27 protein-coding genes and 1 tRNA gene are annotated in these 24,786 nt (G+C 59.6%); 19 read left to right on the forward strand and 9 right to left on the reverse strand.

What is annotated here, in order from left to right:
• Window positions 1–2: 2 nt before the first annotated feature.
• Window positions 3–566, forward strand: a complete 564-nt coding sequence (locus BLJAPNOD_RS35970; protein ID WP_244610939.1) for a GNAT family N-acetyltransferase — start codon at window positions 3–5, stop codon at window positions 564–566.
• Between the two features lie 89 nt (window positions 567–655).
• A complete protein-coding gene (locus tag BLJAPNOD_RS14280) occupies window positions 656–1,123 on the forward strand; it encodes a DUF1203 domain-containing protein (protein WP_077503519.1) in 468 nt (155 codons plus the stop codon).
• A 42-nt stretch (window positions 1,124–1,165) separates the two neighbouring features.
• Here BLJAPNOD_RS14280 and ald read toward each other — a convergent pair whose 3' ends face one another.
• The gene (gene ald / locus BLJAPNOD_RS14285; protein WP_077503518.1) at window positions 1,166–2,284 is read right to left on the reverse strand and encodes an alanine dehydrogenase; all 1,119 of its coding nucleotides are present in this window, start codon (window positions 2,282–2,284) and stop codon (window positions 1,166–1,168) included.
• Window positions 2,285–2,439: 155 nt separating this feature from the next.
• Between ald and BLJAPNOD_RS14290 the strand changes: the two genes are divergently transcribed.
• Window positions 2,440–2,901, forward strand: a complete 462-nt coding sequence (locus tag BLJAPNOD_RS14290; RefSeq protein ID WP_077503517.1) for an Lrp/AsnC family transcriptional regulator — start codon at window positions 2,440–2,442, stop codon at window positions 2,899–2,901.
• A gap of 9 nt (window positions 2,902–2,910) precedes the next feature.
• On the opposite strand, the gene BLJAPNOD_RS14295 is transcribed toward BLJAPNOD_RS14290, so the two are convergent.
• Window positions 2,911–4,158: a GGDEF domain-containing protein gene (locus BLJAPNOD_RS14295; protein ID WP_199565941.1), complete on the reverse strand. Its 1,248-nt coding sequence runs from the start codon at window positions 4,156–4,158 to the stop codon at window positions 2,911–2,913.
• A 232-nt stretch (window positions 4,159–4,390) separates the two neighbouring features.
• On the opposite strand from BLJAPNOD_RS14295, the gene BLJAPNOD_RS14300 reads away from it, so the two are divergent.
• Window positions 4,391–6,373 (forward strand): bifunctional 2',3'-cyclic-nucleotide 2'-phosphodiesterase/3'-nucleotidase, encoded by a 1,983-nt coding sequence (locus BLJAPNOD_RS14300; RefSeq protein WP_115420277.1) that lies wholly within the window; start codon window positions 4,391–4,393, stop codon window positions 6,371–6,373.
• Between the two features lie 216 nt (window positions 6,374–6,589).
• Here BLJAPNOD_RS14300 and BLJAPNOD_RS14305 read toward each other — a convergent pair whose 3' ends face one another.
• Together BLJAPNOD_RS14305 and ilvA are read right to left on the reverse strand one after the other, a co-directional pair.
• Window positions 6,590–6,910, reverse strand: coding sequence for an HlyU family transcriptional regulator (locus BLJAPNOD_RS14305; protein WP_115420278.1), 321 nt, complete (start codon window positions 6,908–6,910; stop codon window positions 6,590–6,592).
• 86 nt (window positions 6,911–6,996) lie between these two features.
• A complete protein-coding gene (gene ilvA / locus BLJAPNOD_RS14310; RefSeq protein WP_077503513.1) occupies window positions 6,997–8,247 on the reverse strand; it encodes a threonine ammonia-lyase in 1,251 nt (416 codons plus the stop codon).
• Window positions 8,248–8,393: 146 nt separating this feature from the next.
• On the opposite strand from ilvA, the gene BLJAPNOD_RS14315 reads away from it, so the two are divergent.
• The 8 genes from BLJAPNOD_RS14315 to BLJAPNOD_RS14345 all read left to right on the forward strand — a co-directional run bounded on the left by BLJAPNOD_RS14315 (window position 8,394) and on the right by BLJAPNOD_RS14345 (window position 13,797).
• Window positions 8,394–9,848, forward strand: a complete 1,455-nt coding sequence (locus tag BLJAPNOD_RS14315) for a TrkH family potassium uptake protein (RefSeq protein WP_077503897.1) — start codon at window positions 8,394–8,396, stop codon at window positions 9,846–9,848.
• An 80-nt stretch (window positions 9,849–9,928) separates the two neighbouring features.
• Window positions 9,929–10,516 (forward strand): hypothetical protein, encoded by a 588-nt coding sequence (locus BLJAPNOD_RS14320; RefSeq protein ID WP_115420279.1) that lies wholly within the window; start codon window positions 9,929–9,931, stop codon window positions 10,514–10,516.
• A 7-nt stretch (window positions 10,517–10,523) separates the two neighbouring features.
• A complete protein-coding gene (locus BLJAPNOD_RS14325) occupies window positions 10,524–11,228 on the forward strand; it encodes an HAD family hydrolase (RefSeq protein ID WP_115420280.1) in 705 nt (234 codons plus the stop codon).
• 165 nt (window positions 11,229–11,393) lie between these two features.
• Window positions 11,394–11,651 (forward strand): hypothetical protein, encoded by a 258-nt coding sequence (locus BLJAPNOD_RS14330; protein WP_115420281.1) that lies wholly within the window; start codon window positions 11,394–11,396, stop codon window positions 11,649–11,651.
• A 179-nt stretch (window positions 11,652–11,830) separates the two neighbouring features.
• A complete protein-coding gene (locus BLJAPNOD_RS14335; protein WP_115421297.1) occupies window positions 11,831–12,076 on the forward strand; it encodes a DUF982 domain-containing protein in 246 nt (81 codons plus the stop codon).
• Between the two features lie 893 nt (window positions 12,077–12,969).
• Window positions 12,970–13,092: a hypothetical protein gene (locus BLJAPNOD_RS36385; protein WP_256372324.1), complete on the forward strand. Its 123-nt coding sequence runs from the start codon at window positions 12,970–12,972 to the stop codon at window positions 13,090–13,092.
• 194 nt (window positions 13,093–13,286) lie between these two features.
• Complete coding sequence (locus BLJAPNOD_RS14340; protein WP_115420282.1) at window positions 13,287–13,496, forward strand: hypothetical protein; 210 nt, start codon at window positions 13,287–13,289, stop codon at window positions 13,494–13,496.
• Window positions 13,497–13,712: 216 nt separating this feature from the next.
• Window positions 13,713–13,797: transfer RNA gene (locus BLJAPNOD_RS14345), tRNA-Leu, on the forward strand.
• A 93-nt stretch (window positions 13,798–13,890) separates the two neighbouring features.
• On the opposite strand, the gene BLJAPNOD_RS14350 is transcribed toward BLJAPNOD_RS14345, so the two are convergent.
• The 3 genes from BLJAPNOD_RS14350 to wrbA all read right to left on the reverse strand — a co-directional run bounded on the left by BLJAPNOD_RS14350 (window position 13,891) and on the right by wrbA (window position 15,275).
• The gene (locus tag BLJAPNOD_RS14350) at window positions 13,891–14,109 is read right to left on the reverse strand and encodes a hypothetical protein (protein WP_077503508.1); all 219 of its coding nucleotides are present in this window, start codon (window positions 14,107–14,109) and stop codon (window positions 13,891–13,893) included.
• Window positions 14,110–14,200: 91 nt separating this feature from the next.
• Window positions 14,201–14,443 carry a DUF2188 domain-containing protein gene (locus BLJAPNOD_RS14355; RefSeq protein WP_025427021.1) on the reverse strand — a complete coding sequence of 81 codons (243 nt, stop codon included), beginning with the start codon at window positions 14,441–14,443 and terminating at the stop codon, window positions 14,201–14,203.
• Between the two features lie 232 nt (window positions 14,444–14,675).
• Complete coding sequence (wrbA, locus tag BLJAPNOD_RS14360) at window positions 14,676–15,275, reverse strand: NAD(P)H:quinone oxidoreductase type IV (protein WP_115420283.1); 600 nt, start codon at window positions 15,273–15,275, stop codon at window positions 14,676–14,678.
• 164 nt (window positions 15,276–15,439) lie between these two features.
• Here wrbA and BLJAPNOD_RS14365 point away from each other — a divergent pair, with 164 nt between their 5' ends.
• Complete coding sequence (locus BLJAPNOD_RS14365) at window positions 15,440–16,195, forward strand: competence/damage-inducible protein A (RefSeq protein ID WP_077503506.1); 756 nt, start codon at window positions 15,440–15,442, stop codon at window positions 16,193–16,195.
• Between the two features lie 166 nt (window positions 16,196–16,361).
• Window positions 16,362–16,859, forward strand: coding sequence for a xanthine phosphoribosyltransferase (gene gpt / locus BLJAPNOD_RS14370; RefSeq protein ID WP_025427018.1), 498 nt, complete (start codon window positions 16,362–16,364; stop codon window positions 16,857–16,859).
• 182 nt (window positions 16,860–17,041) lie between these two features.
• On the opposite strand, the gene BLJAPNOD_RS14375 is transcribed toward gpt, so the two are convergent.
• A complete protein-coding gene (locus BLJAPNOD_RS14375; protein ID WP_115420284.1) occupies window positions 17,042–18,517 on the reverse strand; it encodes an NAD(P)H-hydrate dehydratase in 1,476 nt (491 codons plus the stop codon).
• A 343-nt stretch (window positions 18,518–18,860) separates the two neighbouring features.
• Between BLJAPNOD_RS14375 and BLJAPNOD_RS14380 the strand changes: the two genes are divergently transcribed.
• The 3 genes from BLJAPNOD_RS14380 (at window position 18,861) to hspQ (ending at window position 21,214) form a co-directional block, all read left to right on the forward strand.
• Window positions 18,861–19,199 carry a P-II family nitrogen regulator gene (locus tag BLJAPNOD_RS14380; RefSeq protein WP_003528058.1) on the forward strand — a complete coding sequence of 113 codons (339 nt, stop codon included), beginning with the start codon at window positions 18,861–18,863 and terminating at the stop codon, window positions 19,197–19,199.
• A 65-nt stretch (window positions 19,200–19,264) separates the two neighbouring features.
• Window positions 19,265–20,674, forward strand: coding sequence for a type I glutamate--ammonia ligase (gene glnA, locus BLJAPNOD_RS14385; protein ID WP_077503504.1), 1,410 nt, complete (start codon window positions 19,265–19,267; stop codon window positions 20,672–20,674).
• 210 nt (window positions 20,675–20,884) lie between these two features.
• Complete coding sequence (gene hspQ, locus BLJAPNOD_RS14390; protein ID WP_025427014.1) at window positions 20,885–21,214, forward strand: heat shock protein HspQ; 330 nt, start codon at window positions 20,885–20,887, stop codon at window positions 21,212–21,214.
• Window positions 21,215–21,298: 84 nt separating this feature from the next.
• Here hspQ and BLJAPNOD_RS14395 read toward each other — a convergent pair whose 3' ends face one another.
• Window positions 21,299–21,928 (reverse strand): invasion associated locus B family protein, encoded by a 630-nt coding sequence (locus tag BLJAPNOD_RS14395; protein ID WP_077503503.1) that lies wholly within the window; start codon window positions 21,926–21,928, stop codon window positions 21,299–21,301.
• Window positions 21,929–22,199: 271 nt separating this feature from the next.
• Here BLJAPNOD_RS14395 and BLJAPNOD_RS14400 point away from each other — a divergent pair, with 271 nt between their 5' ends.
• Together BLJAPNOD_RS14400 and BLJAPNOD_RS14405 are read left to right on the forward strand one after the other, a co-directional pair.
• A complete protein-coding gene (locus BLJAPNOD_RS14400) occupies window positions 22,200–24,014 on the forward strand; it encodes an extracellular solute-binding protein (RefSeq protein ID WP_077503502.1) in 1,815 nt (604 codons plus the stop codon).
• A gap of 89 nt (window positions 24,015–24,103) precedes the next feature.
• A complete protein-coding gene (locus tag BLJAPNOD_RS14405) occupies window positions 24,104–24,760 on the forward strand; it encodes a DsbA family oxidoreductase (RefSeq protein ID WP_115420285.1) in 657 nt (218 codons plus the stop codon).
• The last annotated feature ends 26 nt before the right edge of the window (window positions 24,761–24,786 follow it).

Raw genomic sequence — 24,786 nt, forward strand, 5'->3', positions numbered from 1 at the left:
CCATGCGCCCTCCCAAGCTCGCCTCCCTGACAGCCCATGTCACCGAACTGGAAATGACCGCACCGCCCAAGCAGAGCCTGCCGATCCCGGTCAATATCCAGACGGCGATCCTTCGCGTGTCGGACATCCCGCTCAATTATTATCGGTTCCTCTATCTGCGCGTCGGCAAGCGCTGGCACTGGGCCGATCGCATCCGCATGAGCGATGACAAGCTGGCCGCACTGCTTGCCGACAAACGGACCAGTGTCACCGTGCTCTATGTCAACGGTGCGCCTGCCGGCTTCTTCGAGCTTCACCAGGCCGAGGACGATGTCGTCGAGCTTACCCATTTCGGGCTGATGGAGCATGCGCTTGGGCTTGGCCTCGGCAAATGGTTCCTTCTGCAGACGCTGTTTGCCGCCTGGACCCTGAATCCGAACAAAGTGACGGTGACGACCAACAATCTCGATCACCCGCGCGCGCTCCAGCTCTATCAGCAATTCGGTTTTTCGCCTGTCGCCACCCGCGAGGCGACCATCGAACCGCTGACCGACGAGGAGTTGCTTACCTTCGCGAAAAACCTCTGACGGCACACCGCCGCAAGGAACGGGTGTCGCCTCGACAGTGGCCGTCGCACAGTGTGCCTCGAATGATCCAATCGATCTGGAGATGCACGATGGCTCTGCGCTATGTTCCGATGTCTACCGATGCCGCCCGACACCTGTGGCAAGGTGGAAAAGATGCCTACGGCAACCTGCCGGAGCGGCAGATATCCGACGGCGATGGCGTTCCTTGTCGGCATTGCCTTCGCAACGTGGCGGCGGGCGACGCGTATCTGATCTTTGCGCTGCGGCCTTTCACGTCGCTGCAACCCTACGCGGAGACCGGTCCGGCTTTTATGCATGCCGAAGAGTGCCCCGCATATAGCGAGAGCGTACGCCCACCCGTCCTTAATGCGAGCAAGGACTATCTGCTGCGCGGCTATGGCAGCAACGAACGCATCATCTATGGCACCGGTGGAGTGATTCCGACCGAACAGCTCGAATCCCGCGCCGAAGCCCTGCTCGCCATGCCTGACGTGGCGAGCGTGCATGTGCGATCGGCGAAGAACAATTGTTATCAGTGCAGGATAGAAAGCGCCTGAAACGTCGGTCCGACCAAAGCCGGACCGACGCCGCGAAGGCTATCAGGCGACGTTGAGCACCGCTTCCGGCGCATAGGCGTCGTAGCCGAGCGCCTCGGCAACGGGCGCGTTGGTCACACGTCCACGGTGGACATTGAGGCCTGCGCGCAGGTGGCGATCTTCTGCAATGGCTTTCAGCCCGCGATCGGCCAGTTGCAGACCGTAGTACAATGTCGCGTTGTTGAGTGCATGGGCCGACGTCACCGGAACAGCGCCAGGCATATTGGCGACGCAGTAGTGCACGATCCCGTCAACCTCGTAGGTCGGATCGGAATGGGTGGTTGCGTGCGATGTCTCGAAGCAGCCACCCTGGTCGATCGCGACATCGACGATGACCGCACCTTTCTTCATGCCGGTCAGCATTTCACGCGTCACGAGCTTCGGTGCGGCAGCGCCCGGAATGAGGACGGCGCCGATGACGAGATCGGCGGAGAACACTTCGTCCTCAAGCGCATCGATGGTGGAAAAGCGCGTATGAACGCGGCCGCCAAAGATATCGTCCAGCTGGCGCAGGCGTGGGATCGAACGATCGAGAATGCTGACATCGGCGCCAAGTCCGGCCGCCATTCTGGCCGCGTGCAGGCCAACGACGCCGCCGCCGATGATCGCGACCTTCGCCGGAAGCACGCCTGGCACGCCGCCGAGCAGAATGCCGCGGCCGCCATTGGCCTTCTGCAGCGAAGTGGCACCGGCCTGAATGGCGAGGCGTCCGGCGACTTCGGACATCGGCGCCAGAAGCGGCAATCCACCACGCTCGTCCGTGACGGTTTCATAGGCGATGGCCGTGACGCCCGAATTGATGAGACCCTTGGTCTGTTCCGGATCCGGAGCGAGGTGCAGATAGGTGTAGAGAATTTGGCCTTCGCGCAGCTGCGCCCATTCGGACGGCTGCGGCTCCTTGACCTTGACGATCATGTCCGACTTTTCGAACACATCCTTTGCCGTCGCGACGATCTTCGCGCCAGCGGCACGGTAGGTATCGTCATCCGCGCCGATCCCCGCTCCTGCCTTGGTTTCAACGATAACCTCGTGGCCGTGAGCGACATATTCACGTACCGACCCGGGGGTCAGTCCTACACGGTATTCATGGTTTTTGATTTCCTTCGGGCAACCGACACGCATCGAGCGTTCCTCTCCTGTTGTGGGCAATTTCGCCTCATTGACGCCCACTCAGCAAAACACGCAGCGGAACGAATGTCCTTGCAAAGATGCCTCTGCGAAGGCATCAATTTCGAAGAAGATTGCGTTCCAGTGTCAGATAGTGATGGAAAACGCGAATGAGTGAACTTGATGCCATCGATCATGCGATTCTGCGCATTCTTCAGCAGAACGGCCGGATTTCGAATGCAGATCTCGCCGCCAAGGTCGGGCTGTCGCCTTCAGCCTGTTCGCGCCGAGTCGATATCCTGGAGAAATCCGGCACCATCAGCGGCTACCATGCCCGCCTGGCGCACAAGGCACTCGACTACCAGATCATGGTGATCGTGCACATTTCGCTGTCCGGACAATTTGCCAAGACGCTGACCGAGTTCGAGGCGGCGGTGAAGCTTTGTCCCAATGTTCTCGTCTGCTACCTGATGTCGGGTGAATACGACTATATTCTCCGGGTCGCGGCCAAGGATCTGCAGGACTACGAGCGCATCCATCGGGACTGGCTCTCCGCCCTGCCCCATGTGGTCAAGATCAACTCCAGCTTCTCGCTGCGGGAAGTCATCGATCGGCCAAATGTCGGGATATGACCTGTAGCGCTAGCGGCCAACGATACAATCGCGGCCACGTCCCTTTGCCGCATAGAGCCTGAGATCGGCCTCGGACAAAAGATCCGCGATCGCAGCGCCATCGTCAGGAGTGGAGGACAAGCCAATGCTGGCGGTTACAGGCGCATTGTCGGGAGTGAACACACCGGCCGATACCGCCAGCCGAATGGTCTCGGCATGGCTCAGCGCGTCGGCATGCGACAATCCCGGACACAAGACGACGAACTCCTCGCCGCCGTAACGAAACAGCCGGTCGCCCTCGCGCAGGTGCGCCTTCATCACCTCGACCAGTTTTTGCAGAATGCGGTCGCCTTCCTGGTGGCCGAAGCGGTCGTTGACGCCCTTGAAATGGTCGACGTCGATGATCAACAGGCTGACTGGAGCCTTTGAGCCCACAGCGGCGCGCAGCATTTGCGGACCTTCGATATCGAAACGGCTGCGGTCGAGGCATCCCGTCAGCTTGTCCTGGCCAGACCTTGAGAGCAGGTCTTCGTAGCGTTCGCGGAAGGTCAGATCGTTGAAGATGTCGCCGAGCGGCCGGTCCGACATCGCCAGGAAAGGATGGCGCGACACATTGAGGTAAACGCCAATCGCGATGGCGTAAAAGGTGGCGGCCAGCATCTTGGCGATCCATCCGCCCCACAGAACTTCGGTGGGCGCATCGTTCAGCCAGTGCAGGGCAGCAAAGAATGCCAGTTGATCGAAACTGAGGATCACAAGGCCGCAGATCAGGAAACGGACGGTTACGAAGCGGCGCAACCATTTGCCGAGACGCTCGTAAAGCAGGATAATCAGCAGGGTGTCGAGGTACAGGATCAGCGTCCCCCACACCATCAGCACGCCCATTTCGTCGATGAAGCCGATGTCGGCCGAGCGGCCGGAGACGATCGAAACCGTTTCATGTTGGCGCAGCAGAAGGCTGAGGACGACCGTGAGCAGGTTGCCGGCAAGCAGACCGTAGATCGGCTGGCGGACGGTAGCAGCATCCTCCTTCACGTACAGAAGCAGGATGATCATGAGCTTTCCGGAAAAAAGCACGACCGATCCCGGCGAGACGATCCCGAACGGCAGCTGCACGTAAAAGACCGCTGCCAGATAAGTCTCGATGAAATGCATCACACCGAGAGCAGCGACGAAGACGCCGAGCCCCAACCGGGCACGAAGCTGTAACAGCCAGATCATCGCCGTGACGTAGACCAGTGCTTCGCCGACGAAAAGAATGAGATTGGCGTTGGGCATGCTCGTGAAGAAAAGTTCCGGTTTCGCCACGCAAACCGTTAGGCGGAAAGCTTAAAGAAAACTCTACCTTGCCGACGGGCTGCGTGGAATTGGCATGCGAGAATCAACTGCTTTGCGAAGTGTTGCCTTTGCGGCATAGTCGCGACCAACCCATCGTGGTCCGCATTCAACAGACGAAACCGCGGATTGCAATCGACCGAACTGCAATGACATCCATCAACGGAGGGCAAGCATGCAATCGACGACATCCCCGTTCCACCTCTCGCGCCGCTCGCTTTTGTCGGGTGTCGTGGCCTCCTCGGCCCTCGTGATGCTTCATCCTTTCTCCGCGCGCGCGGCGGCCAACCAGGCGCACCTGCGCATCATGGAAACGACGGATCTCCACGTTCACGTCTTCCCCTACGACTACTACGGCGATAAGCCGAACGACACGCTGGGGCTTGCACGCACGGCTTCGATCGTCGACGCCATTCGGGCCGAAGCCACCAACTCTATCCTCGTCGATAACGGTGACTTCCTGCAGGGAAATCCGATGGGCGACTACATCGCCTATCAGCGCGGCATGAAGGATGGCGACATCCATCCTGTTATCGCAGCGATGAACGTGCTCGGCTATGATTGCGGCACGCTCGGCAACCACGAATTCAACTATGGCCTCGATTTCATGTTCAAGGTGCTGAACGGCGCCAACTTCCCGCTCGTGTGCGCCAACCTGACAAAGGGCGCACTCGCCGCCGATGCCCGCCAGGATCAACTGTTCCTCAAGCCCTATGTCATTCTCGACCGCAAGGTGAAGGACGGTACCGGTGCCGAACACGCGATCCGGGTCGGCCTCATCGGTTTCGTCCCGCCGCAGATCATGAGCTGGGATGCGAAGCACCTGGAGGGTAAGGCCAATGCCCGCGACATCGTCAAGGCGGCACAAGCCTGGGTTCCACAGATGCGCGAGGAAGGTGCCGATATCGTGATTGCGCTTTCCCACTCAGGCATCGGTAAGCAGGACTACGCCGAAAATCTCGAAAACGCCTCCGTGCCGCTCGCGGCAGTCGATGGCATCGACGCCATCGTCACCGGCCATAGCCACCTCGACTTCCCCGGTCCGAAGTTCGACAAGATTGCCGGCGTCGACAATGCCAAGGGGCTGATTTCGGGCAAGCCCGGCGTCATGGGCGGCTTCTGGGGTTCGCATCTCGGCCTGATCGATCTACTCATCGAACGCGACGGCGGCGCCTGGCGCGTCGTCAGTTCCACCAGCGAAGCGCGCCCGATCTACCGCCGCGAGGAAAAGAAGGTAATCGCGGAGGTCGCCGACAAGCCGGAGGTGCTGGCAGCGGCGCAAAAGGAGCACGAAGCAACACTTGCCTATGTCCGCACCCCCGTCGGCAAGAGCGCGGTGCCGCTCTATTCCTACTTCGCCCTGGTCGCCGACGACCCGTCGGTCCAGATCGTCAGTCAGGCGCAGACCTGGTACATCAAGGACATGCTGAAGGAGACGGAGCATAAGGACCTGCCCGTGCTTTCGGCGGCAGCGCCGTTCAAGGCGGGTGGCCGCGGCGGCGCCGACTACTACACCGACGTTCCGGCGGGCGACATCGCCATCAAGAACGTCGCCGACCTCTATCTTTACCCCAACACGGTCCAGGCCGTCGTCATCACCGGCGAGCAGGTGCGCAACTGGCTGGAAATGTCCGCAGGCATCTTCAACCAGGTCAAGGTCGGGGCCACGGACGCCGCGCTGATCAACGGTGAGTTCCCGTCCTACAACTTCGATGTCATCGACGGTGTCACCTACCAGATCGACCTTTCCGAGCCGCCGAAGTTCGACAAGGACGGAAATGCGGTCAACCCGTCAGCCAATCGGATCAAGAACTTGAGCTTCAATGGGCAACCGATTGACGCAGCGCAGAAATTTGTCGTCGCTACAAACAACTATCGCGCGGGTGGCGGCGGCCATTTCCCCGATATCGCTGCCGACAAGGTGGTCTTTGTGGCCCCGGATACCAACCGCGACGTCGTGGTGCGCTACATCATCGACCAGGGGACCATCAATCCGGCGGCTGATGCCAACTGGACCTTCGTCCCGCTCGCCAATACCAGCGTCACCTTCGACAGTGGTCCGAAGGCGCGGCAGTTTCTGTCGGAGGTCAAGGGCGTGACGATCGAGGATGCCGGCGAAGCAGCCGAGGGGTTTGCCCGTTTCCGCATCAAGCTCTGATCCATCGTGCCCCCGCAAGACGGGGGCACATTCTCACCAGCACAAGACAGGCATTTCGCTGTTGGCGGAACGCGTGAAACGCGAGCCGGAGCGGCCAATGGCTATCCAGCGCGAATGAGCGCGCGGCTCTGACGATCAACATGAACTGTCAGATACAACAGGCTGTATTGTCTTCATTTTTCAGGAAACGAGGCCAACGCGGACGACAGCTTGGAATCAGACCTGCCGCGAAGGGGCGTCATCGGCGAAAAGCGACGGTCCGGTCTGATCGATGATCTGGCGCCCTTTGCGGAACGTCGCGTCGATCGAATCCTGCTCGGAGGTGAATAGGTCGGCGCGGATAAAGCTGCGCACGCGAACGTCACCCCCTGAGGCTGTCTTCTCTATGGTGCCAGCCAAGCGAAACTGCGAGCCCTCACGCATCGGCGTCGCACGGATCGTGCATTCCGCATAGGCTTCGGTTTTGCCCGATGCGCCTTGGGCTTCGTTTTCGGTGGAGCCGGAGCGGCCGAACAGTTTTGAGAAAAATGATGCCATGAGCAAGACTTAGACGCGACGGCGAAAGCTGTCAAAGCCAAAGTGTCGATGTTGGCACTCTGGCTTTGCCTCCGGTCCACCAACCGTCAGATGATCAGATTGGACAGGATCTCGTTCTCGGTGATGTCCTGATAGCGCAGGCCGGCGGCGTCGAACCGCGATTTCAGGATTGGGAAGTTTTCCGCGTGCCTGGTCTCGATGCCGATGAGGATCGAGCCGAAGTTGCGGGCCGACTTCTTCAGATACTCGAAGCGCGAGATATCGTCCTCATCGCCAAGGAGGTTGAGGAAGTCGCGCAAGGCACCGGGACGCTGCGCCATGCGCAGGATGAAGTATTTCTTGAGCCCCGCATGCCGCATCGCCCGTTCCTTGACGTCCGGCAGGCGCTCGAAGTCGAAATTTCCGCCGGAGACGACCGCGACTACGGTCTTGCCTTCCAGCTTGTCGCGCCCGATCGCATCCAGCGCCGTGATCGACAAGGCACCCGCTGGCTCGAGCACGACGCCTTCGACATTCAGCATGTCGATGATTGTCATGCAGATTGCGTTTTCCGGCAAAAGCATGACCTGGTCGGCTGAAAAGCGCCGCAACGCTGCGAAATTCAAATCGCCGATCCGCCCGACCGCTGCGCCATCGACAAAGTTATCGACCTGGTCGAGCGTGACGAGACTGCCGGTTTCAAGGCTTTGCCTGAGGCTCGGCGCGCCGGATGGTTCGCAGAAGACGAAATGGTCAGCGGCGACCTCATCCTTCAGATAGCCGGTGACACCGGCCGACAGACCGCCGCCGCCGACGGGAAGCACGACAAGATCCGGCCTGACGCCTTCGGGCAATTGCTCGGCGATTTCAGCGGCAACGGTTGCCTGTCCCTCGATGATGTCGAGGTGATCGAACGGTGGCACCATGACGCCATCGATCGTTTCAACGTGGTCGCGGGCTGCCTTGTAGCATTGGTCGAAAATGTCGCCGACGAGACGGATCGTGATGAACTCGCCGCCGAACATGCGGGTCTTGTCGATCTTCTGCTGCGGCGTGGTCACAGGCATGAATACGACACCGGGGACACCGAAATGCCTGCAGACGAAGGCAAAGCCTTGGGCGTGGTTGCCGGCCGAGGCACAAACGAAGGTCTTGCCTGTGGCACCGGCGGCAAGCACCTTGCGGAAGAAATTGAATGCGCCCCTGATCTTGTAGGAACGAACCGGCGAAAGATCCTCGCGTTTGAGGAAGATATTGGCGCCGTAGCGGCCGCTCAGATGCTCGTTCAATTGCAGCGGGGTGGCTGGAAAAATATCGCGCATCGCCGTGGTTGCGTTGTCAACGTCCTGCTTCGTCACGTGAGGTCATCCATTGAGTTTGCCGATGGCAGCCGCTATTGCACATCATAGCGCCTGAGGCCATCGCTTTGACACGAATCGCCCGGCGGTGGACAATGTTGCGGCCTCGCCAGATCACGAAGTTTCATTTCCAGGAAATCGAGCACTTGAACGCAACCCTGATCCGGCACGCCGTGCATATCGCGGCGATACTCGGCCTGTACCTCTCGCTGGCGATGCTCGTGCCTGCGATGGTCGATCTCTATTTTGGCCATCCGGACTGGCAGATCTTTGCCGTCTCCGCCTTCTTGGTAGGCGGCCTGTCGGCAGCGACGTTCATGGCAACGCGGATGGGGCCGCCGCCATTCTCGAAGAAGTTCGGGTTTCTGCTGGTCAATCTTCTCTGGGCGGTGTTTTCGGTCGTCGGCGCAATCCCGCTGTGGCTATCTTCGCTGAAGCTCGACTTCGCACAGGCCCTGTTCGAGTCCGTCTCCGCCATCACCACCACCGGATCGACCGTCATTGTCGGCCTCGACGACGCACCGCCCGGGTTGCTCGTCTGGCGTTCGCTCTTGTGTTGGCTCGGCGGCATCGGCATCGTCGTGCTTGGCCTGTTCATCATTCCCTATCTCCGGGTAGGCGGCATGTCGTTCTTCAAGATGGAATCGTCCGATACCAGCGACAAACCGTTTGCGCGCCTTGCAAGCTTCAGCCGTGCCTTCCTCGTCATCTACATCTCGATCACTCTTCTCTGCGCCATCGCCTACAGCATGGCGGGCATGAGCCGGTTCGACGCCATCAACCATGCGATGTCGACAGTAGCGACCGGCGGCTTCTCCACCCATGATGCGTCGTTCGGCTATTTCAGCAGCATTCCGCTCCTGTGGACGTCCACGTTTTTCATGGCGCTCTGCAGCCTGCCGTTCTCGATCCTGATCGTGCTCGTGGTGCGTGGCCGCCTCGATGCACTGCGCGATCCGCAAATCATTGTCTTCCTCGGCTATCTCTCCACCTTCTCGATTGCGGTTGCGATCTATCACCGCCTTGCCAACGGCGTCGAATTTCACCTGGCGCTCGCCCATTCCTTCTTCAACATCACCTCGATCCTGTCGACCACCGGTTATGCGAGCGAGGACTATAGTCTGTGGGGACCCTTCGTGGTGATGGTCGCCTTCATCGCCACCTTCATGGGCGGCTGTTCAGGCTCGACCTCAGGCGGCATCAAGGCCTATCGCTTCGTCGTGCTCTTCAACGCCATTCGCTTCGGCCTCAACAAACTCATCTATCCCAATGCGATCTATGCCGTGCGCTACGGCAACAACACTGTCGATGCCGATACGCAGCGCGCCATTTTCCTGTTCTTCACCACCTATATCCTGCTGTGGGTGCTGGGCAGTCTCGGCATGGGTGCGCTCGGCTACGATTTCATTACCGCGACGTCGGCGGTGATCACCTGCCTTTCCAATGTCGGCCCGGGCCTTGGCAGCCTGATCGGCCCGGCCGGCAATTTTTCGACGCTTCAGGATCCCGAGCTTTACCTTCTATCGCTGATGATGCTGCTTGGTCGTCTGGAGGTGCTGACGGTGCTCGTTATTCTGACGCCGATCTTCTGGAAACATTGACCATCGCTGCGCCGGCGCTATCGTCTTGACTCGATGCGGCAAATGCCGACAGTCGGATCAACCGGACAAAGGGGGGCGTCATGGCGATAGATCGGTCACTGCTGGCGGTGCTGACCGCCGCGAGCATGCTCTGCATAAGCATCGAGGCACTGGCCGGACCGCTCGTCGAGGCTGCCACCAAGGCCGAACAATTGGCAACCTCCGGCGACCCGGCCAAGGCGCGGGAGCTCCTGCGGCAGGCGATCGGCGACTTTTCGCAGACCCTGCCCTTTTCCATCGGCAAAGCCGTCTTCATCACCAAGGAACCTGCCGGCTACGCGATGTACGAGCCCAAGGACGGTACTGTCTTCAAGACAGGGGAAGCCATCGTTTCCTATGTCGAGCCAGTCGGACTGACCTGGAAGCAAGCGGCTGCAAAGGACAAACTGGAAACACGCTTCACTGTCGATTTCGATATCCTCAATCCCGCCGGCAAGATCCTAGCCGGCCAGAAGGCCTTCGGCGATTTCACCTTCACCGGCTACCTCAGGAACCAGGAAATCTATTCGACCCTGACAATCGACGTTTCCGGAGCGCCGGCAGGCGACTACGTGCTGCGCTTCCACTTCAACGATATCAATAGCGGCAAGACGGCGACGATCGATCAGCCGTTCAAGATCGCCGGATAGTGAGACAATGCCCGACATCATTACGACAATCGGCTTCGATGCCGACGACACGCTTTGGCAAAACGAACAGTTCTTTCGCCTGACCGAGGCGCGCTTCACTGACTTGCTCAAGGACCACGCCGACACGGAAAACCTGCCAGCACGGCTCCTCGCCGCGGAAAAGCGCAACCTCGGCCTCTACGGTTTCGGCATCAAGGGGTTCGTGTTGTCGATGATCGAGACAGCCGTCGAGGTCACGGACGGCCGGGTGCCGTCATCGGTGATTGCAGAGATTCTCGCCGCAGGGCGCGAAATGCTGGTCCACCCGGTCGACCCGCTGCCGCATGTGAAAGAAACGCTCGAAGCGCTTCATGGTGCCTTCCGTCTGGTGATGATCACCAAGGGCGACCTCTTCGACCAGGAGCGCAAGCTCGCCGCCTCGGGGCTCGGCGACTATTTCAACGCGGTCGAGATCGTCAGCGACAAAACCGTCGCCACCTATGATCGCATTTTCAGACACCACGGCGACGGCCCATCAAAAAGCCTGATGGTCGGTAACTCCCTGAAATCGGATATTGTGCCCGCGCTCGACGCCGGCAGCTGGGGAATCTACGTGCCGCATGCCCTCACCTGGGCGTTCGAACATCACGACAAGCCGGACAGCCATCCGCGTTTTCGTGAGATTGTCGATCTCGGTGGACTGCGGGATGTGCTGCAGACGCTGGACAAATAGCGAGCGCGCCACAACCGAAGTGACCGCGACCAACTGTGCAGGTGGCAGCCCGGCACCAACCGGCACGTCAACGCAACCATCAAATGCTGGCCGGAGGAGCGATTAGTCTTTTGCAAACCGGAGAAATGTGCAGGAGTCGTGAGGGAACCTTGATGGAGGACCAGCATGGCGCAGCTCATGGGAGCCAGCATAGTCATGGCATTCACCAGCATATTGATCGGGTGGATTATCCGGAAACGCTCGGACATGAGCATCTTTGCCTCTCGCCTTATCGGCTTGACGATCATGATGTTCATTGCGCCGGCGCTCTATTTTCTGGCGTCGGGCACTCCATACTTTCAGGCATTTTTCACCTACGGCCTTGGTGCCTTGATCGCGGGCGCAATCTTCTATTTCTCACGATCGAAGCGTCAGCCATCGTAGGGAACTCAAAAGGGCCGCTCCGGTCGATGTCCGGGTAACGTTCGCCCATGCGGTTGCGTGACGGAAATTACGGTGCGGATGGCTCGACTTCGGGGCAACATAAGTATCGATCGCATTGCTCGCGGAATCGCCCGGATCTGTGTTAAGGGCCGCCATCAACTGAAATTGAGGTGACCGACATGGCCGAAAATTGGGACAAGCCCGTAACCCTGGCCCTGGAGGGGCCGGGGAAATTTACGACCATCTCGAATACGACCGAAGCATCCTGGGCAATGATCGAGGACTGGCCGATCGACGACAGTGCGCTCCTGACGCGCGCGCTTGATACATGCGCGGCGGTGATCGAGGGCAAGCAATCGGCTGAAACCGCCCGTCAGGCCTTCATCGATGCCGCGCGTGAAGCAGGGATTGCCATCCAGGAATAATCATTCGTCTGCCGCCACGGGCAAGCGACTGCATGCTCTACGCGTCTGGTGAGACGCGCGGCGCTGTCGGGCACCGTGGCACCAGCGGCTGCGTCCAGTATCGTGTCGAGGTGACCGATGCAGGTCGTCGAGCGCCGAGGGGGAACAACGCGCCTCCACCGGAGTTGCTAGGCAGAGCAACGAACCGGAAAAACAAGAATGCGGATCATCCTGTTGGTCATAGTCGCCTCCGTCATGAGCATACTTGCCTTCAAGTACGCCGATGGCGCCTTGGGGAATTCAGCGATCGTCGCAACGCCCGAAGAGCTCACGGGCGGTTAGTGGGCTTTCCGGCGCCCAACGGACCGTTCCTTGCCATCATGACCAGACTTTACGAATTCTTTTCAAGGCAATTGCAACGACTGCTCCGCATAGTCTCTGTTCAACACCTTTCTTCGAGATGTCGCTCCATCTTCAGCCGCCAGTGCGCCGAATCTAGCCGACATCGAAGCTGAAAATTGGTCGCGCCCACTCTCAAGCGACACCTAAAACATGTCGAACGAGGGGCGAACATCCACAGTACGAACCCGGTCTATTCTTGCCCCGCTAACCCATTTGAGGGAAGAACAATTGGTGAAAGCAGCGACGTTGCAGCATCTACGGACGTTGTCGCGACCATCCTGAATCCAAGTTCGGAAACGTCGCTGCCCGTCGAAATTCTTCCTTCCGGATCCCGTGTTCAAGACACGACAACCACCCGAACACCCATGAAAATTGACAATCGGCGCGGCTATTCCGTCGACCCGTCAGGGCAATATTCTCCCTTCTCGACAGCATTTCGACAGGCTTCATTCAGCTTCAATTAAGCCTAATTCCCGAATAGTGGGGACAATCATAAATCGGGGAAATTTCTGGTGGCACTTCCTGGACCGGCTTTCATTCTCGCACTCGTCGCATTCATTGTCGTGGTGCCCCTTGCCGCCAAGAAGGCGGAACAGAGCCGGATATACAACCACAGCATCACCACCAACTTCTGATCTAGACCCGTCGAGCATAGAGCAGGCGATGGGAGGCATCTCCTCAAGCTTTTCATAACCATTCCTGGATTTCGCAAGCTCGACCCGGTCGAAGTACGGCATCTGCCGTATGTCTCTGGATGACCGACCGTTCTACGCCAAGGTTCCCCGCTTGCTAACATTTGTGCGCCGGGTTCGAACCAAGGAGACTACCAATGAAAATCATCATTGTTGCGCTGGCCTCGCTCGCATTTGCAAGCTCTGGCTTCGCCGCTGCACCGTCGGCACCGGTCGAAAAGCCGGCCCTGGCTAAGGCAAAGAACGAGATTGAACTGGCCGCTGGGCGGAGTCGCGATCTGCAAATCAGCACTTCGGGCAACCGGAACAACGCCCCAAGCCCGGCAAGCAAGAAATCACGTTCCTAAGATACGGAAGGGCGGCTCTGGCCGCCCGGACGTCCTCCCGATCCTTATCCAATGCGCGCGCGTTTGCCGCCGTGGGCAAGGCCTTGCCCCACCTCTTTGCGGATGCCCGCCGCAGCACGGCACATCGACGATACGCAGTGTCTGACGCCATCACCGAAAAATCCGTTGTCCGGGCCTTCCAAAACCGAGGAGCGCAAGGTACTGAAAACACTCAGTGCGGGCGTGGCGAAACTGGTAGACGCAAGAGACTTAAAATCTCTCGGCTTCGGCTGTGCGGGTTCGATCCCCGCCGCCCGCACCAGATGATGGTCTGCTGGAGACTTTCCGCGCGCAAAAGATCGTACGCCCGTTCAACGAACGGTTTGCGCGATGTCGCTTGGGATCGATTTGCCGCTCAGTGGTAGTAGAAGCAGTCGCATTCGGCCATGTGCGTATCGTCGTGCCACACCCTGACCGCCAGTTTCGTGCAGGCTCCCTTATCCTCCAAACGCAGGCCCAGCAGCGAGACGGCTGCCGCCTTCGGATTGAGGGCATCGACTTCAATTGCCGATCCGACCTGTTGCACGCCGTTGCGGGCGGTCCAGGTGAAGATCTGAACGCTATAATGCTGCATTGAAAATCCTCCGCTAATGCCGACGCAGTGGACGCAATACTCTCGCAAATGCTGATATGGAACGGACCGCTCAAATCGTCCGAAAAGTCTATCAACCGTCTTCGACGGTTGCCTCAGGCCGGTCGCCACCATCGGTGTGCTCGAAGTGCCAGTCGCCTTTTTCGTCCTGGAAACTGATATCCTCGTCGTCGCCGCCGACCTGTTGTTCGGCTGCGGCGGCCTTGGCGGCCGCCAGCGCCATTTCTCGGCTGGGAAAGGGTTCCGAAAAGGCGTCGGCTGCCTTGTAGGCCCAACCGCCGTCATGGGGAACGATGGAGTACGTAATGCGCGCCATGCTTCTCTCCCTGCACTCCGAAAGGTGTTTCCGCCTTCCGCGGACCGTTGCCGCACGGCCCAATATTCCTCCTCGTCAATGGCATTCTCATGCCGAACGCGGCGGATATTAACACAGGAATGGGCCGATAGGCCACTTTCACGAATCAGAATGTGACAGGGCGTACAGAATCGAGAAAGCGGCCCCTTGCGGGGGCCGCTCTCCTTGCGATCTTTCAAGTCTTTTCTGAAACTTAGGCCGAAAGCTTGGCTGCAATCTTCGCGACATGCGCACCCTGATAACGAGCGGCATCAAGCTCGACCGCCGAAGGCTGGCGTGCACCGTCGCCGCCGGTGATGGTCGAGGCGCCGTAGGGCGAGCCGCCCTTGATCTCTTCGAGGCCCATCTGGCCCTGGAAGGCATAGGGAAGACCGACGACGACCATGCCGTGGTGCATCAGGGTCGGGATGAAGCCGAGAATGGTCGATTCCTGGCCGCCGTGCTGCGTCGCCGACGACGTGAACACCGAGCCGACCTTGCCGACCAGCTTGCCCTGGGCCCAAAGCGCGCCTGTCTGGTCAATGAAGTTACGCATCTGCGAGGCGACCGTGCCGTAGCGCGTGCCGGCGCCAAAAATGATGGCGTCGTAATCCGCCAGTTCGTCGACGGTTGCGATCGGCGCTGCCTGATCCACCTTGTAGTACGATGCCTTGGCAACGTCTTCCGGCACCAGTTCGGGAACGCGCTTGACGACGACATCAGCGCCTGTCGACTTTGCGCCTTCCGCAACCGCATAAGCCATCGTTTCGATGTGCCCGTATGCCGAATAGTAGAGAACGAGAACCTTGGCCATAAATGCTCCTTTGGATTCAGGCAATTCCGCTTGATTACCGTTGCCCGCAGGATTTATCAAAATGCGTCCGGTTGCCAGAAGCCGTACGGTCAACAGAGCGTTCTCGATTCTCGAACAATCACGAGATGCTACTGAACAATCGCCTCACATAAGCAGGATCGCCAATGAGCAGCCCCAAGATCGTTACTGCCGCCATGGTCGCCATCGGCGACGAGCTGCTGTCCGGTAGAACCAAGGACAAGAACATCGGCCACCTCGCGGACATGATGACAATGGTCGGCATCGATCTGCGCGAAGTCCGTATCGTCCCCGACGAGGAAGCTTCGATCGTTGAAGCGATCAACGCGCTGCGCGCGCGCTACGACTACATCTTTACCTCAGGTGGCATCGGCCCGACCCACGACGACATCACCGCCGACGCGGTCTCAAAGGCTTTCGCAGTCGAATGCATCTATGATGAGCGGGCCATGGCGCTGCTCGCCGCGATGTACGAACGACGCGGCATGGAGTTTTCGGACGCTCGCAAACGCATGGCCCGCATGCCGGAGGGATCACGGCTGATCCCCAACCCGGTCTCCACCGCGCCGGGCTTTGCGATCGGCAATGTGCACGTGATGGCTGGCGTGCCGCAGGTCTTCCAGGCAATGCTCGATGCGACCATGCCGGAACTGCAGACCGGTACACCGCTTCTCTCGCAATCGGTTCGCTCGCCCTATGGCGAAGGCGATATCGGCACGCCGCTCACCGAAGTGCAGAAGAACCACCCGGAGACAAGCATCGGCTCCTACCCCAAGTTCGACGGCAAGGTTTTCTCGACCGATATCGTCGTGCGCGCGCGCAATCCTCAGGCGTTGTCGGCGGCTGCCGACGATGTTCAGGCAATGATCGATGCGATTACCGCATCCCGCGCAAAAGGCTGACGACCCGGCGGGAAACAGACGGCGGGTATGGCATGGACGCGAAGCTCTTGCACATTAGCCGTCATTGCCGCTATTGCATGTCGGCAAATCAGGATGAAGCGTCCGCGCCTGCCCGATCTGCCGGATGCTTCGCCTTTATCTCGTCCAGACAAGCCGGAGCCCATCAATGTCCCTGCCCGATAAAGCTTTCCCCGTTTCCTGGGATCAGTTCCACCGCGACGCGCGTGCGCTTGCCTGGCGGCTGGCGGATCAGGGGCAGGAATGGCGCGCGATGGTCTGCATCACCCGCGGCGGCCTCGTGCCGGCGGCGATCATCTGCCGCGAGCTCAACATCCGCATGATCGAGACGGTCTGCATCGCCTCCTATCACGATTATGACACGCAGGGTCAGATGAAGGTCCTGAAGGGCATTGCACCTGAGATCGCCAAGGATGGCGGCGAAGGCGTACTGATCATCGACGACTTGACCGATACCGGCAAGACCGCGGCCGAAGTTCGCGCCATGCTGCCGAAGGCGCATTTTGCCGCCGTCTACGCCAAGCCCAAAGGTCGGCCCATGGTCGACACGTTCGTCACCGAAGTGAGCCAGGACACCTGGATCTACTTCCCGTGGGATCTGGGCTTCACCTATCAGGAGCCTATCGCCAAGGGAACCCGCGGCTGATCCCATACAGTCCTGTACGCCGTTGTCACGCGCTACTGCACAATTCCTTAAGTCGGAATCGATCTGACGCGAAAATTATGCTGCAAATTTAATTTGTTACAACGCCGTGCGTCATCTTTGACGCGCGGCGCTGTAACAAGTCGAAGGCGTATTCTTTTCACGCTCGAATGACGATGTGACCGTCAGCCAAGTGGCGGTATGGACGCCACCAAAGTTTCGGCCGTCAACCCAGGACCGGCCTGCGCGCCGGCGGCCCCATGGCGCCAGACACCAGCGGCAGCAGCCTCGAACGCTGGCATGCCCTGCGCCAAGTGCGCGCCGATAATGCCTGCAAGCACGTCTCCGGATCCGGCTGTCGCCAGTGACGGCGGAGCGTTGGCATTGACGGCAACCTTCCCGTCCGGGCTGGCGATCACCGTATCGGCGCCCTTGTAGACGATCGTCGCGTGGCTGATCTGTGCCGCTGCTTGCGCCTTCTCGACCTTCGACTGGTTTTCGTCGCGAGCGATCTCGGGAAACAGCCTGGCAAACTCGCCCTCATGCGGTGTCATCACCGCCCTGCCCGTTGCCGCCGCCAGTCGGGCGAACAACTGCGACCGGTGCTCCTGAAACGACGTTATCCCGTCGGCATCGAGAACCAGCGCGCGGTCGCAGAGCGCAAGCGCAAAGGCGCGCGCGCGCTCACCAACTCCAAATCCCGGACCAAGCACAAATGCGCCGAGCCGAGTGTCGTCCAGCCAGCGCGCGAGCTGCGGTGGATCGTCTATCGCTTTCAGCATGACGGCGGTCAGTTGCCCGGCATTGATGGCGAGCGCCGACGTCGGTGATGCCACCGTCACCAAGCCGGCCCCGGCAGCGAGACCGGCCGCGGCCGCCAGCCGCGCGGCACCCGTCGCCTGCGCCCCGCCTGAGAAGACGACGAGATGGCCACGTCGGAACTTATGGCTCGATGCATCGAGCTTTGCTGCATGATCCGACCAGAGCGCCGGTGTGTTGACGCGCATCCCATTCCCTCCCGCAAGCACGATACGGGCCGGAATACCGATGTCGAAGACGTCGAGATTGCCGCACCGCGAACGACCCGGAAGCAGCAGGTGGCCTGGCTTCTTCGCCATGAAGGTGATCGTGTGGCTCGCAGCGAATGCCGCACCGCGGATCTGCCCCGTCCGCCCGTCGACGCCGGTCGGCAGGTCGACGGCAATGATGGGCAAGTCCCGCCCGTTGATCCGATCGATCGCTTCCACCACCGGTCCCGGCAGATCGCGCGAAAGGCCTGCGCCGAAGAGTGCATCGACGATGACATCTGCCGGCTGCGGCAAGAAGAAAGCAAGTGGATCTATAGTGCCATTCCACAGCTGCCGTGCACGGGCGGCGTCGCCGGAAAGTGCGGCTGGATCTCCGAAGGCAAAAACAGCAACGTTCGCACCGCTCTCGACAAGCGCCGAGGCCGCGACATAGCCGTCACCACCATTGTTACCGGGTCCGCACAGAACGGCATAGCGTTGTGCCTGCGGAAAACGCCCGAGCGCAGCCGCAGCGACAGCCAACCCGGCGCTGCGCATCAACAGGAAGCTGTCGATCCCCGATCGCGCAGCTGCCTGGTCTATTGCGGCCATTTCGGCCGGGGTAATCAACAGATCACGAAGAGAAGAGTGCATGGTCCAGACTTACCCCCGTCCATCAGCCCGCGGCAAGTGGTATCCACCGATTCCGGATTGCCCTATAATGATGCATTTGCACATATTTGTTGCTCAAATAACGTGCTTCCCCAGTGCAGATGCCACAACCTTCGACCCAAACCGATCAACCCGGGCAGAAACCTTACAAAAAATAGGCAGACCGACCGAAGCCAAAGGCACGGAATGCAGCCACCATTGCTCAATCCCAAGAAATTTTGCTGCTCGGCAATCATTTTGCAGAAAAACTGGCATGCAACGTGCATATTGACGGGTGAGCGGGCATGATCCTGCTTTAAAGGGAGAAGCGGAGAGACATTTTCTCATGAAAAAGATCGAAGCGATCATAAAGCCCTTCAAGCTCGACGAAGTGAAGGAAGCCCTTCAGGAAGTCGGCCTGCAGGGCATTACCGTCACGGAAGCAAAGGGCTTCGGTCGACAGAAGGGTCACACGGAGCTGTATCGCGGCGCTGAATACGTCGTGGACTTCCTGCCCAAGGTAAAGGTCGAGGTGGTGCTGGCGGACGAAAACGCGGAGGCCGTCATCGAGGCAATCCGCAATGCTGCCCAAACCGGCCGGATTGGCGACGGAAAGATTTTCGTTTCCAACGTGGAGGAAGTCATCCGAATTCGTACCGGCGAAACGGGCCTCGACGCCATCTGATCCTCAAGGGCCGCCCGGCCCTTTCACCTTAAAACCTCGTCATCTCACACAGGGAATTACGGAAAATGACGACTGCAAGCGATATTCTGAAGCAAATCAAGGACAACGACGTCAAGTTCGTCGACCTGCGCTTTACCGACCCCAAGGGCAAGCTGCAGCACGTAACGATGGATGTCGTCTGTGTCGACGAAGACATGTTCGCCGATGGCGTCATGTTCGACGGCTCCTCGATTGGCGGCTGGAAGGCCATCAACGAGTCCGACATGGTGCTGATGCCCGACCCGGAAACAGCGCATATGGACCCGTTCTTCGCGCAGTCGACGATGGTCATCATCTGCGACATTCTCGATCCGGTATCGGGCGAATCCTACAACCGCGACCCGCGCGGTACGGCCAAGAAGGCAGAAGCCTACCTGAAGGCATCGGGTATCGGCGACACCGTCTTCGTCGGCCCGGAAGCCGAATTCTTCGTTTTCGACGACGTCAAGTACAAGGCCGATCCCTATAACACCGGCTTCAAGCTCGACTCCTCGGAACTGCCGTCCAACGACGACACCGACTATGAGACCGGCAACCTTGGCCACCGTCCGCGCGTCAAGGGCGGCTATTTCCCGGTTCCGCCGATCGACAGCTGCCAGGACATGCGCTCCGAAATGCTGACGGTTCTGTCCGAAATGGGCGTCACGGTCGAAAAGCATCACCATGAAGTCGCCGCTGCCCAGCACGAACTCGGCGTCAAGTTCGACGCACTGGTTCGCAACGCCGACAAGATGCAGATCTACAAGTACGTTGTGCATCAGGTCGCCAATGCCTACGGCAAGACCGCTACCTTCATGCCGAAGCCGATCTTCGGCGACAACGGTTCGGGCATGCACGTTCACCTGTCGATCTGGAAGGACGGCAAGCCGACCTTCGCCGGCGACGAGTACGCGGGCCTGTCGGAATCCTGCCTCTACTTCATCGGCGGCATCATCAAGCATGCCAAGTCGCTGAACGCCTTCACCAACCCGTCGACGAACTCCTACAAGCGCCTCGTCCCGGGTTACGAAGCTCCGGTTCTGCTTGCCTACTCGGCTCGCAACCGTTCGGCTTCGTGCCGCATTCCGTTCGGCACCAACCCGAAGGCCAAGCGCGTCGAAGTCCGCTTCCCGGATCCGACCGCCAACCCCTACCTCGCCTTCGCAGCGATGCTGATGGCCGGCCTCGACGGCATCAAGAACAAGCTGCATCCGGGCAAGGCCATGGACAAGGACCTCTATGACCTGCCGCCGAAAGAACTGAAGAAGATCCCGACCGTCTGCGGCTCGCTGCGCGAAGCGCTCGAAAGCCTCGACAAGGATCGCAAGTACCTGACCGCCGGCGGCGTGTTCGACGACGATCAGATCGATTCCTTCATCGAACTGAAGATGCAGGAAGTCATGCGTTACGAAATGACCCCGCACCCGGTCGAGTACGACATGTACTACTCGGTCTAAGACCGACGGGCCGGGCGGCAATGCCGCATCCGGTGCGAAACGACGTGGCAAGCCGGCGGAGTTCAAGGGACCCCGCCGGCTTGTTTTTTAGGGGCAAGTCGCCACGAGAAACAGGAAGGCAAGGAAGGCGTACACGAAGCCGTGCATGACACCCTATTGATGTTTTGGGTTTGGCAACCCAGATAATCCCTTGAAAGGATGTGTTGCGTCATGAAACAGAGAAACGCGAAATTCGAGATCGGACAGGTGGTTCGCCATCGGGTTTTCCCGTTCCGCGGCGTCGTTTTCGACGTCGATCCGGAATACGCAAACACCGAGGAATGGTGGAATGCCATCCCGCAGGAGATCCGCCCAAGCAAGGATCAACCCTTCTACCACCTGTTCGCCGAGAACGACGACAGCGAGTATGTCGCCTACGTGTCCGAGCAGAACCTGGTTTCCGACGAGAGCGATCGGCCGATACGCCACGCCCAGGTCGACGCCCTGTTCGAAAAGGACGACATTGGCCATTACAAGCCCAAGGTGACGTTCCGTCACTAGCAATCGTGCTGTCGCACTTGCTCAAATGAAAAACGCCCGGACATCGTCCGGGCGTTTCTTTTATTGATGAGAGAGCCGAAGCGCTTAGTTCTGCTTGGCGGCCTTCTGGGCGTCTTCAAGCTTCTTGCGCGCGTCTTCGGCCTTCTTCTGCATTTCTTCCTGCAGCAGGCGCTGACGCTCTTCGAGCTGCGACTGTTCGATCGGCTCGCCGTCGAAAATGCCGGTGAAGCCTTCGAGGCCCATCTTGATCGGGTTCGGTGCGCGCTGGAAGTTGACGGAGGTGAAGACCACCTCGTTGCCCTTCTTCAGGCTGGCGATCAGCTGGTCGGACAGCGGGGCTTCGGCCACGCACTTGTCCGGCATGCAGATGGCGTAGTCGAGCTTGACCGGCTTGCCGCCGTCGATCTGCATCTGAACACCGGTCGGGATCAATCGTGCAGACGGCACGGAAACCTGCAGAACCTTGCGGTTGACCTTGCCCGATACAGTGATGAGGCCAACTGCGGTCAGGAGCTGACCGTTGTTTGCCGTCAGCAGGTTCTGAACGATGCAAACATCGTTGTCTTCTTGCTTGGTGCAGACCTTGAACCAACCCTGCGGGGGCTTGCCACCTGCCTGCTGGGCAGATGCAACGCCCGGAACACCTGCAGCTGCTACTGAGAGCGCCAGCGTTGCCAGTCCCGCACGCTTGGTGAAGTTCGACTTGAAGATCATTGTGATTCCGTCTCCTGAAATCCGGTAACGGAACAATTCGTTCCGCAGGTGAGTATCGTCAGCCGCCGTTGTCCTGTTGGCCAAATAAGGCAAATGCATGACCCCGTTTCCGGAAACACCTGTTACATTGGCTCGTGCGGTTTATCCAGTGTTTCTTGCTTTTTTTTGACCTCTTGCCCGCCGGAATTTGGGTATAGCGTCGGTTGGAATTGTCGACTGGCATTGGTAACGTGCCAGGAATCGGCCAATTGCCACTTTACTGGAGATAACGTTGCGCACAATTCTTTCCGGTCTGGCCATCCTGTTGGCCGCAACCGCATTTGGCGATGCCGCGATGGCCGCTCCCGTACATGCCATCTCGATGCATGGCGAGCCCGCGCTGCCGGCGGACTACAAGCATTTCCCCTACGTTAATCCCGATGTGAAGAAGGGCGGCAAGATCTCCTACGGCGTGGTCGGGACCTTCGACAGCCTCAATCCATTCATCCTGAAGAGCATGCGCACGACGGCGCGCGGTATGTGGGATCCGGAATACGGCAATCTCGTCTACGAATCACTGATGCAGCGCTCCCGCGACGAACCCTTCACGATGTACGGTCTGTTGGCCCAGTCGGTAGAATGGGACGACGATCGGACGTTCATTCAGTTCAATATCAATCCGGCCGCGCGCTGGGCTGACGGGCAGCCGGTAACCGCAGACGATGTTATCTTCACCTTCGAGCTGATGCGCGACAAGGGTCGCGTACCCTTTGCCAACCGCATGGCGAAGGTGGCCAAGCTCGAGAAGGTCGGCGACCTCAGCGTGCGTTTCACCTTCACCGAAGACGCCGATCGCGAACTGCCGCTGCTGCTTGGGCTCTCTCCGGTCCTGCCGAAACACGCGACCGATGTGGCGACGTTTGACCAGACGACACTGAAAGCCCCGCTTGGTTCGGGTCCTTATCGCGTTGCCGAGGTCAAGCCCGGCGAACGCATCGTCTACCGCCGCAACCCGGACTATTGGGCAAAGACCCTTCCTTCCAAGGTCGGCTTCGACAATTATGACGAGATCTCCGTCGAGTACTTCCTGCAGGAGAATTCCCTGTTCGAGGCGTTCAAGAAGGGCGAAATCGACATCTACCCCGAAGGCAGCGCCACCAAATGGGCCCGCGGCTACGACTTTCCTGCGGTTCGCTCCGGTGATGTCGTCAAGGAGACATTCACGCCGAAGACACCATCGGGCATGCTTGGCATCGTCTTCAACACACGCAAGCCGATGTTCGACAACCTCAAGCTCCGCCAGGGCTTGGCGCTGGTCTTCGACTTCGAGTGGGTCAACAAGAACCTGTTCGACAGCGCTTACACCCGTACCCAGAGCTACTGGCAGAACTCGACGCTTTCGTTTCTGGGTGCCGCTGCAGATGACCGTGAACTCGGTTTGATCGGCGATGCACGCGAGCATATCAACCCGGCGATCCTCGACGGCACCTATCGCCTGCCGGTGACGGATGCATCGGGGCGCGACCGCAACGTGCTGCGCGTGGCCGTCTCGCTGCTGCGCGAGGCCGGTTATCAGATCAAGGACGGCAAGATGGTCGACGCCAACGGCGCGCCGCTCGCCTTCGAGATCATGAGCCAGAATGCCGGCCAGGAAAAAATCGCGCTTGCCTACCAGCGCTTCCTGGCGCCGCTCGGCATCAAGGCCTCGGTGCGCACTGTAGACGATTCGCAGTATCAGCAGCGCAGCCAGTCATTCGACTATGACGTCATCATCAAGTCGTTCCCGTCCACGCTCTCTCCGGGCATCGAACAGGTCGGTCGCTGGACCTCGCAGTCGCGCGATCGCCAGGGAAGCGACAACTTCGCCGGCGTTGCGGACAAGGATGTCGACCGGTTGGTCGAGAACATCCTGCAGGCCAGAACGACTGAGGATTTTACCGCAGCCGTTCGCGCCCACGACCGGTTGCTGGTCAACAATTCCTATCTCGTGCCTCTCTACCACCTGGATGCTCAGTGGGTCGCAAGGCGCAAACACATAGGGCGGCCCGCCGCTGTGCCACTCTACGGCTACCAGCTGCCAGCATGGTGGGATGAGAACGTACAGTAAAGGGATGGTTCCCTTTTGGTAACGCATTGAAAGCCGGTGGAAACTGGCTTATCTCGCAGCTTTGTCCAAGAGGAAAGGCACCCCGCATCATGCAAACCGTCAGCATAGATATCGTCTCCGACGTCGTCTGCCCGTGGTGCTATCTCGGCAAGGCCAGGCTTGACCAAGCGATTGCCAATGTCGGCTCGGAGCTGCAGGTCGCAGTGCAGTGGCGTCCCTATCAGCTCAACCCCGACCTGCCGCCTGAAGGCGTGGACCACAAGCAGCACCTGGCCGCCAAGCTTGGTGGTCAGGCAGCGGTCGACCGGGCGCATGAAACGCTGAACGCCCTCGGCCATGCCGATGGTATCGCGTTCGATTTCGATGCCGTGAAGATCAGCCCGAATACGCTCGACGCGCACCGTCTCATTCGATGGGCAGCCACCAATGGCGACGTGGCTCAGTCGGCCGTCGTCAGCCTGCTCTTCAAGGCGAACTTCGAGGAAGGCCAAAATGTCGGCGACCACGCGGTGCTGCTCGATATTGCTGCAGAGGCCGGCCTCGACCGGCCAGTCATCGCAGCGCTCCTCAACTCGGATGCCGACAAGGATGCGGTGAAGGAAGAGATCGGCATGGCACGCGAGATGGGCGTGACCGGTGTGCCCTGTTTCATCATCGACGGGCAATATGCCGTGATGGGCGCGCAGTCGGTCGACGTGCTCAGCAATGCGCTGCGCGAAATCGCTCAGATGAAAGCCACGGCATAATCTCCTGCATCGACACGCGCGCCGCC

It is taken from the genome of Ensifer sp. M14, assembly GCF_003355565.1.
Taxonomy (GTDB): Bacteria; Pseudomonadota; Alphaproteobacteria; order Rhizobiales; family Rhizobiaceae; genus Ensifer.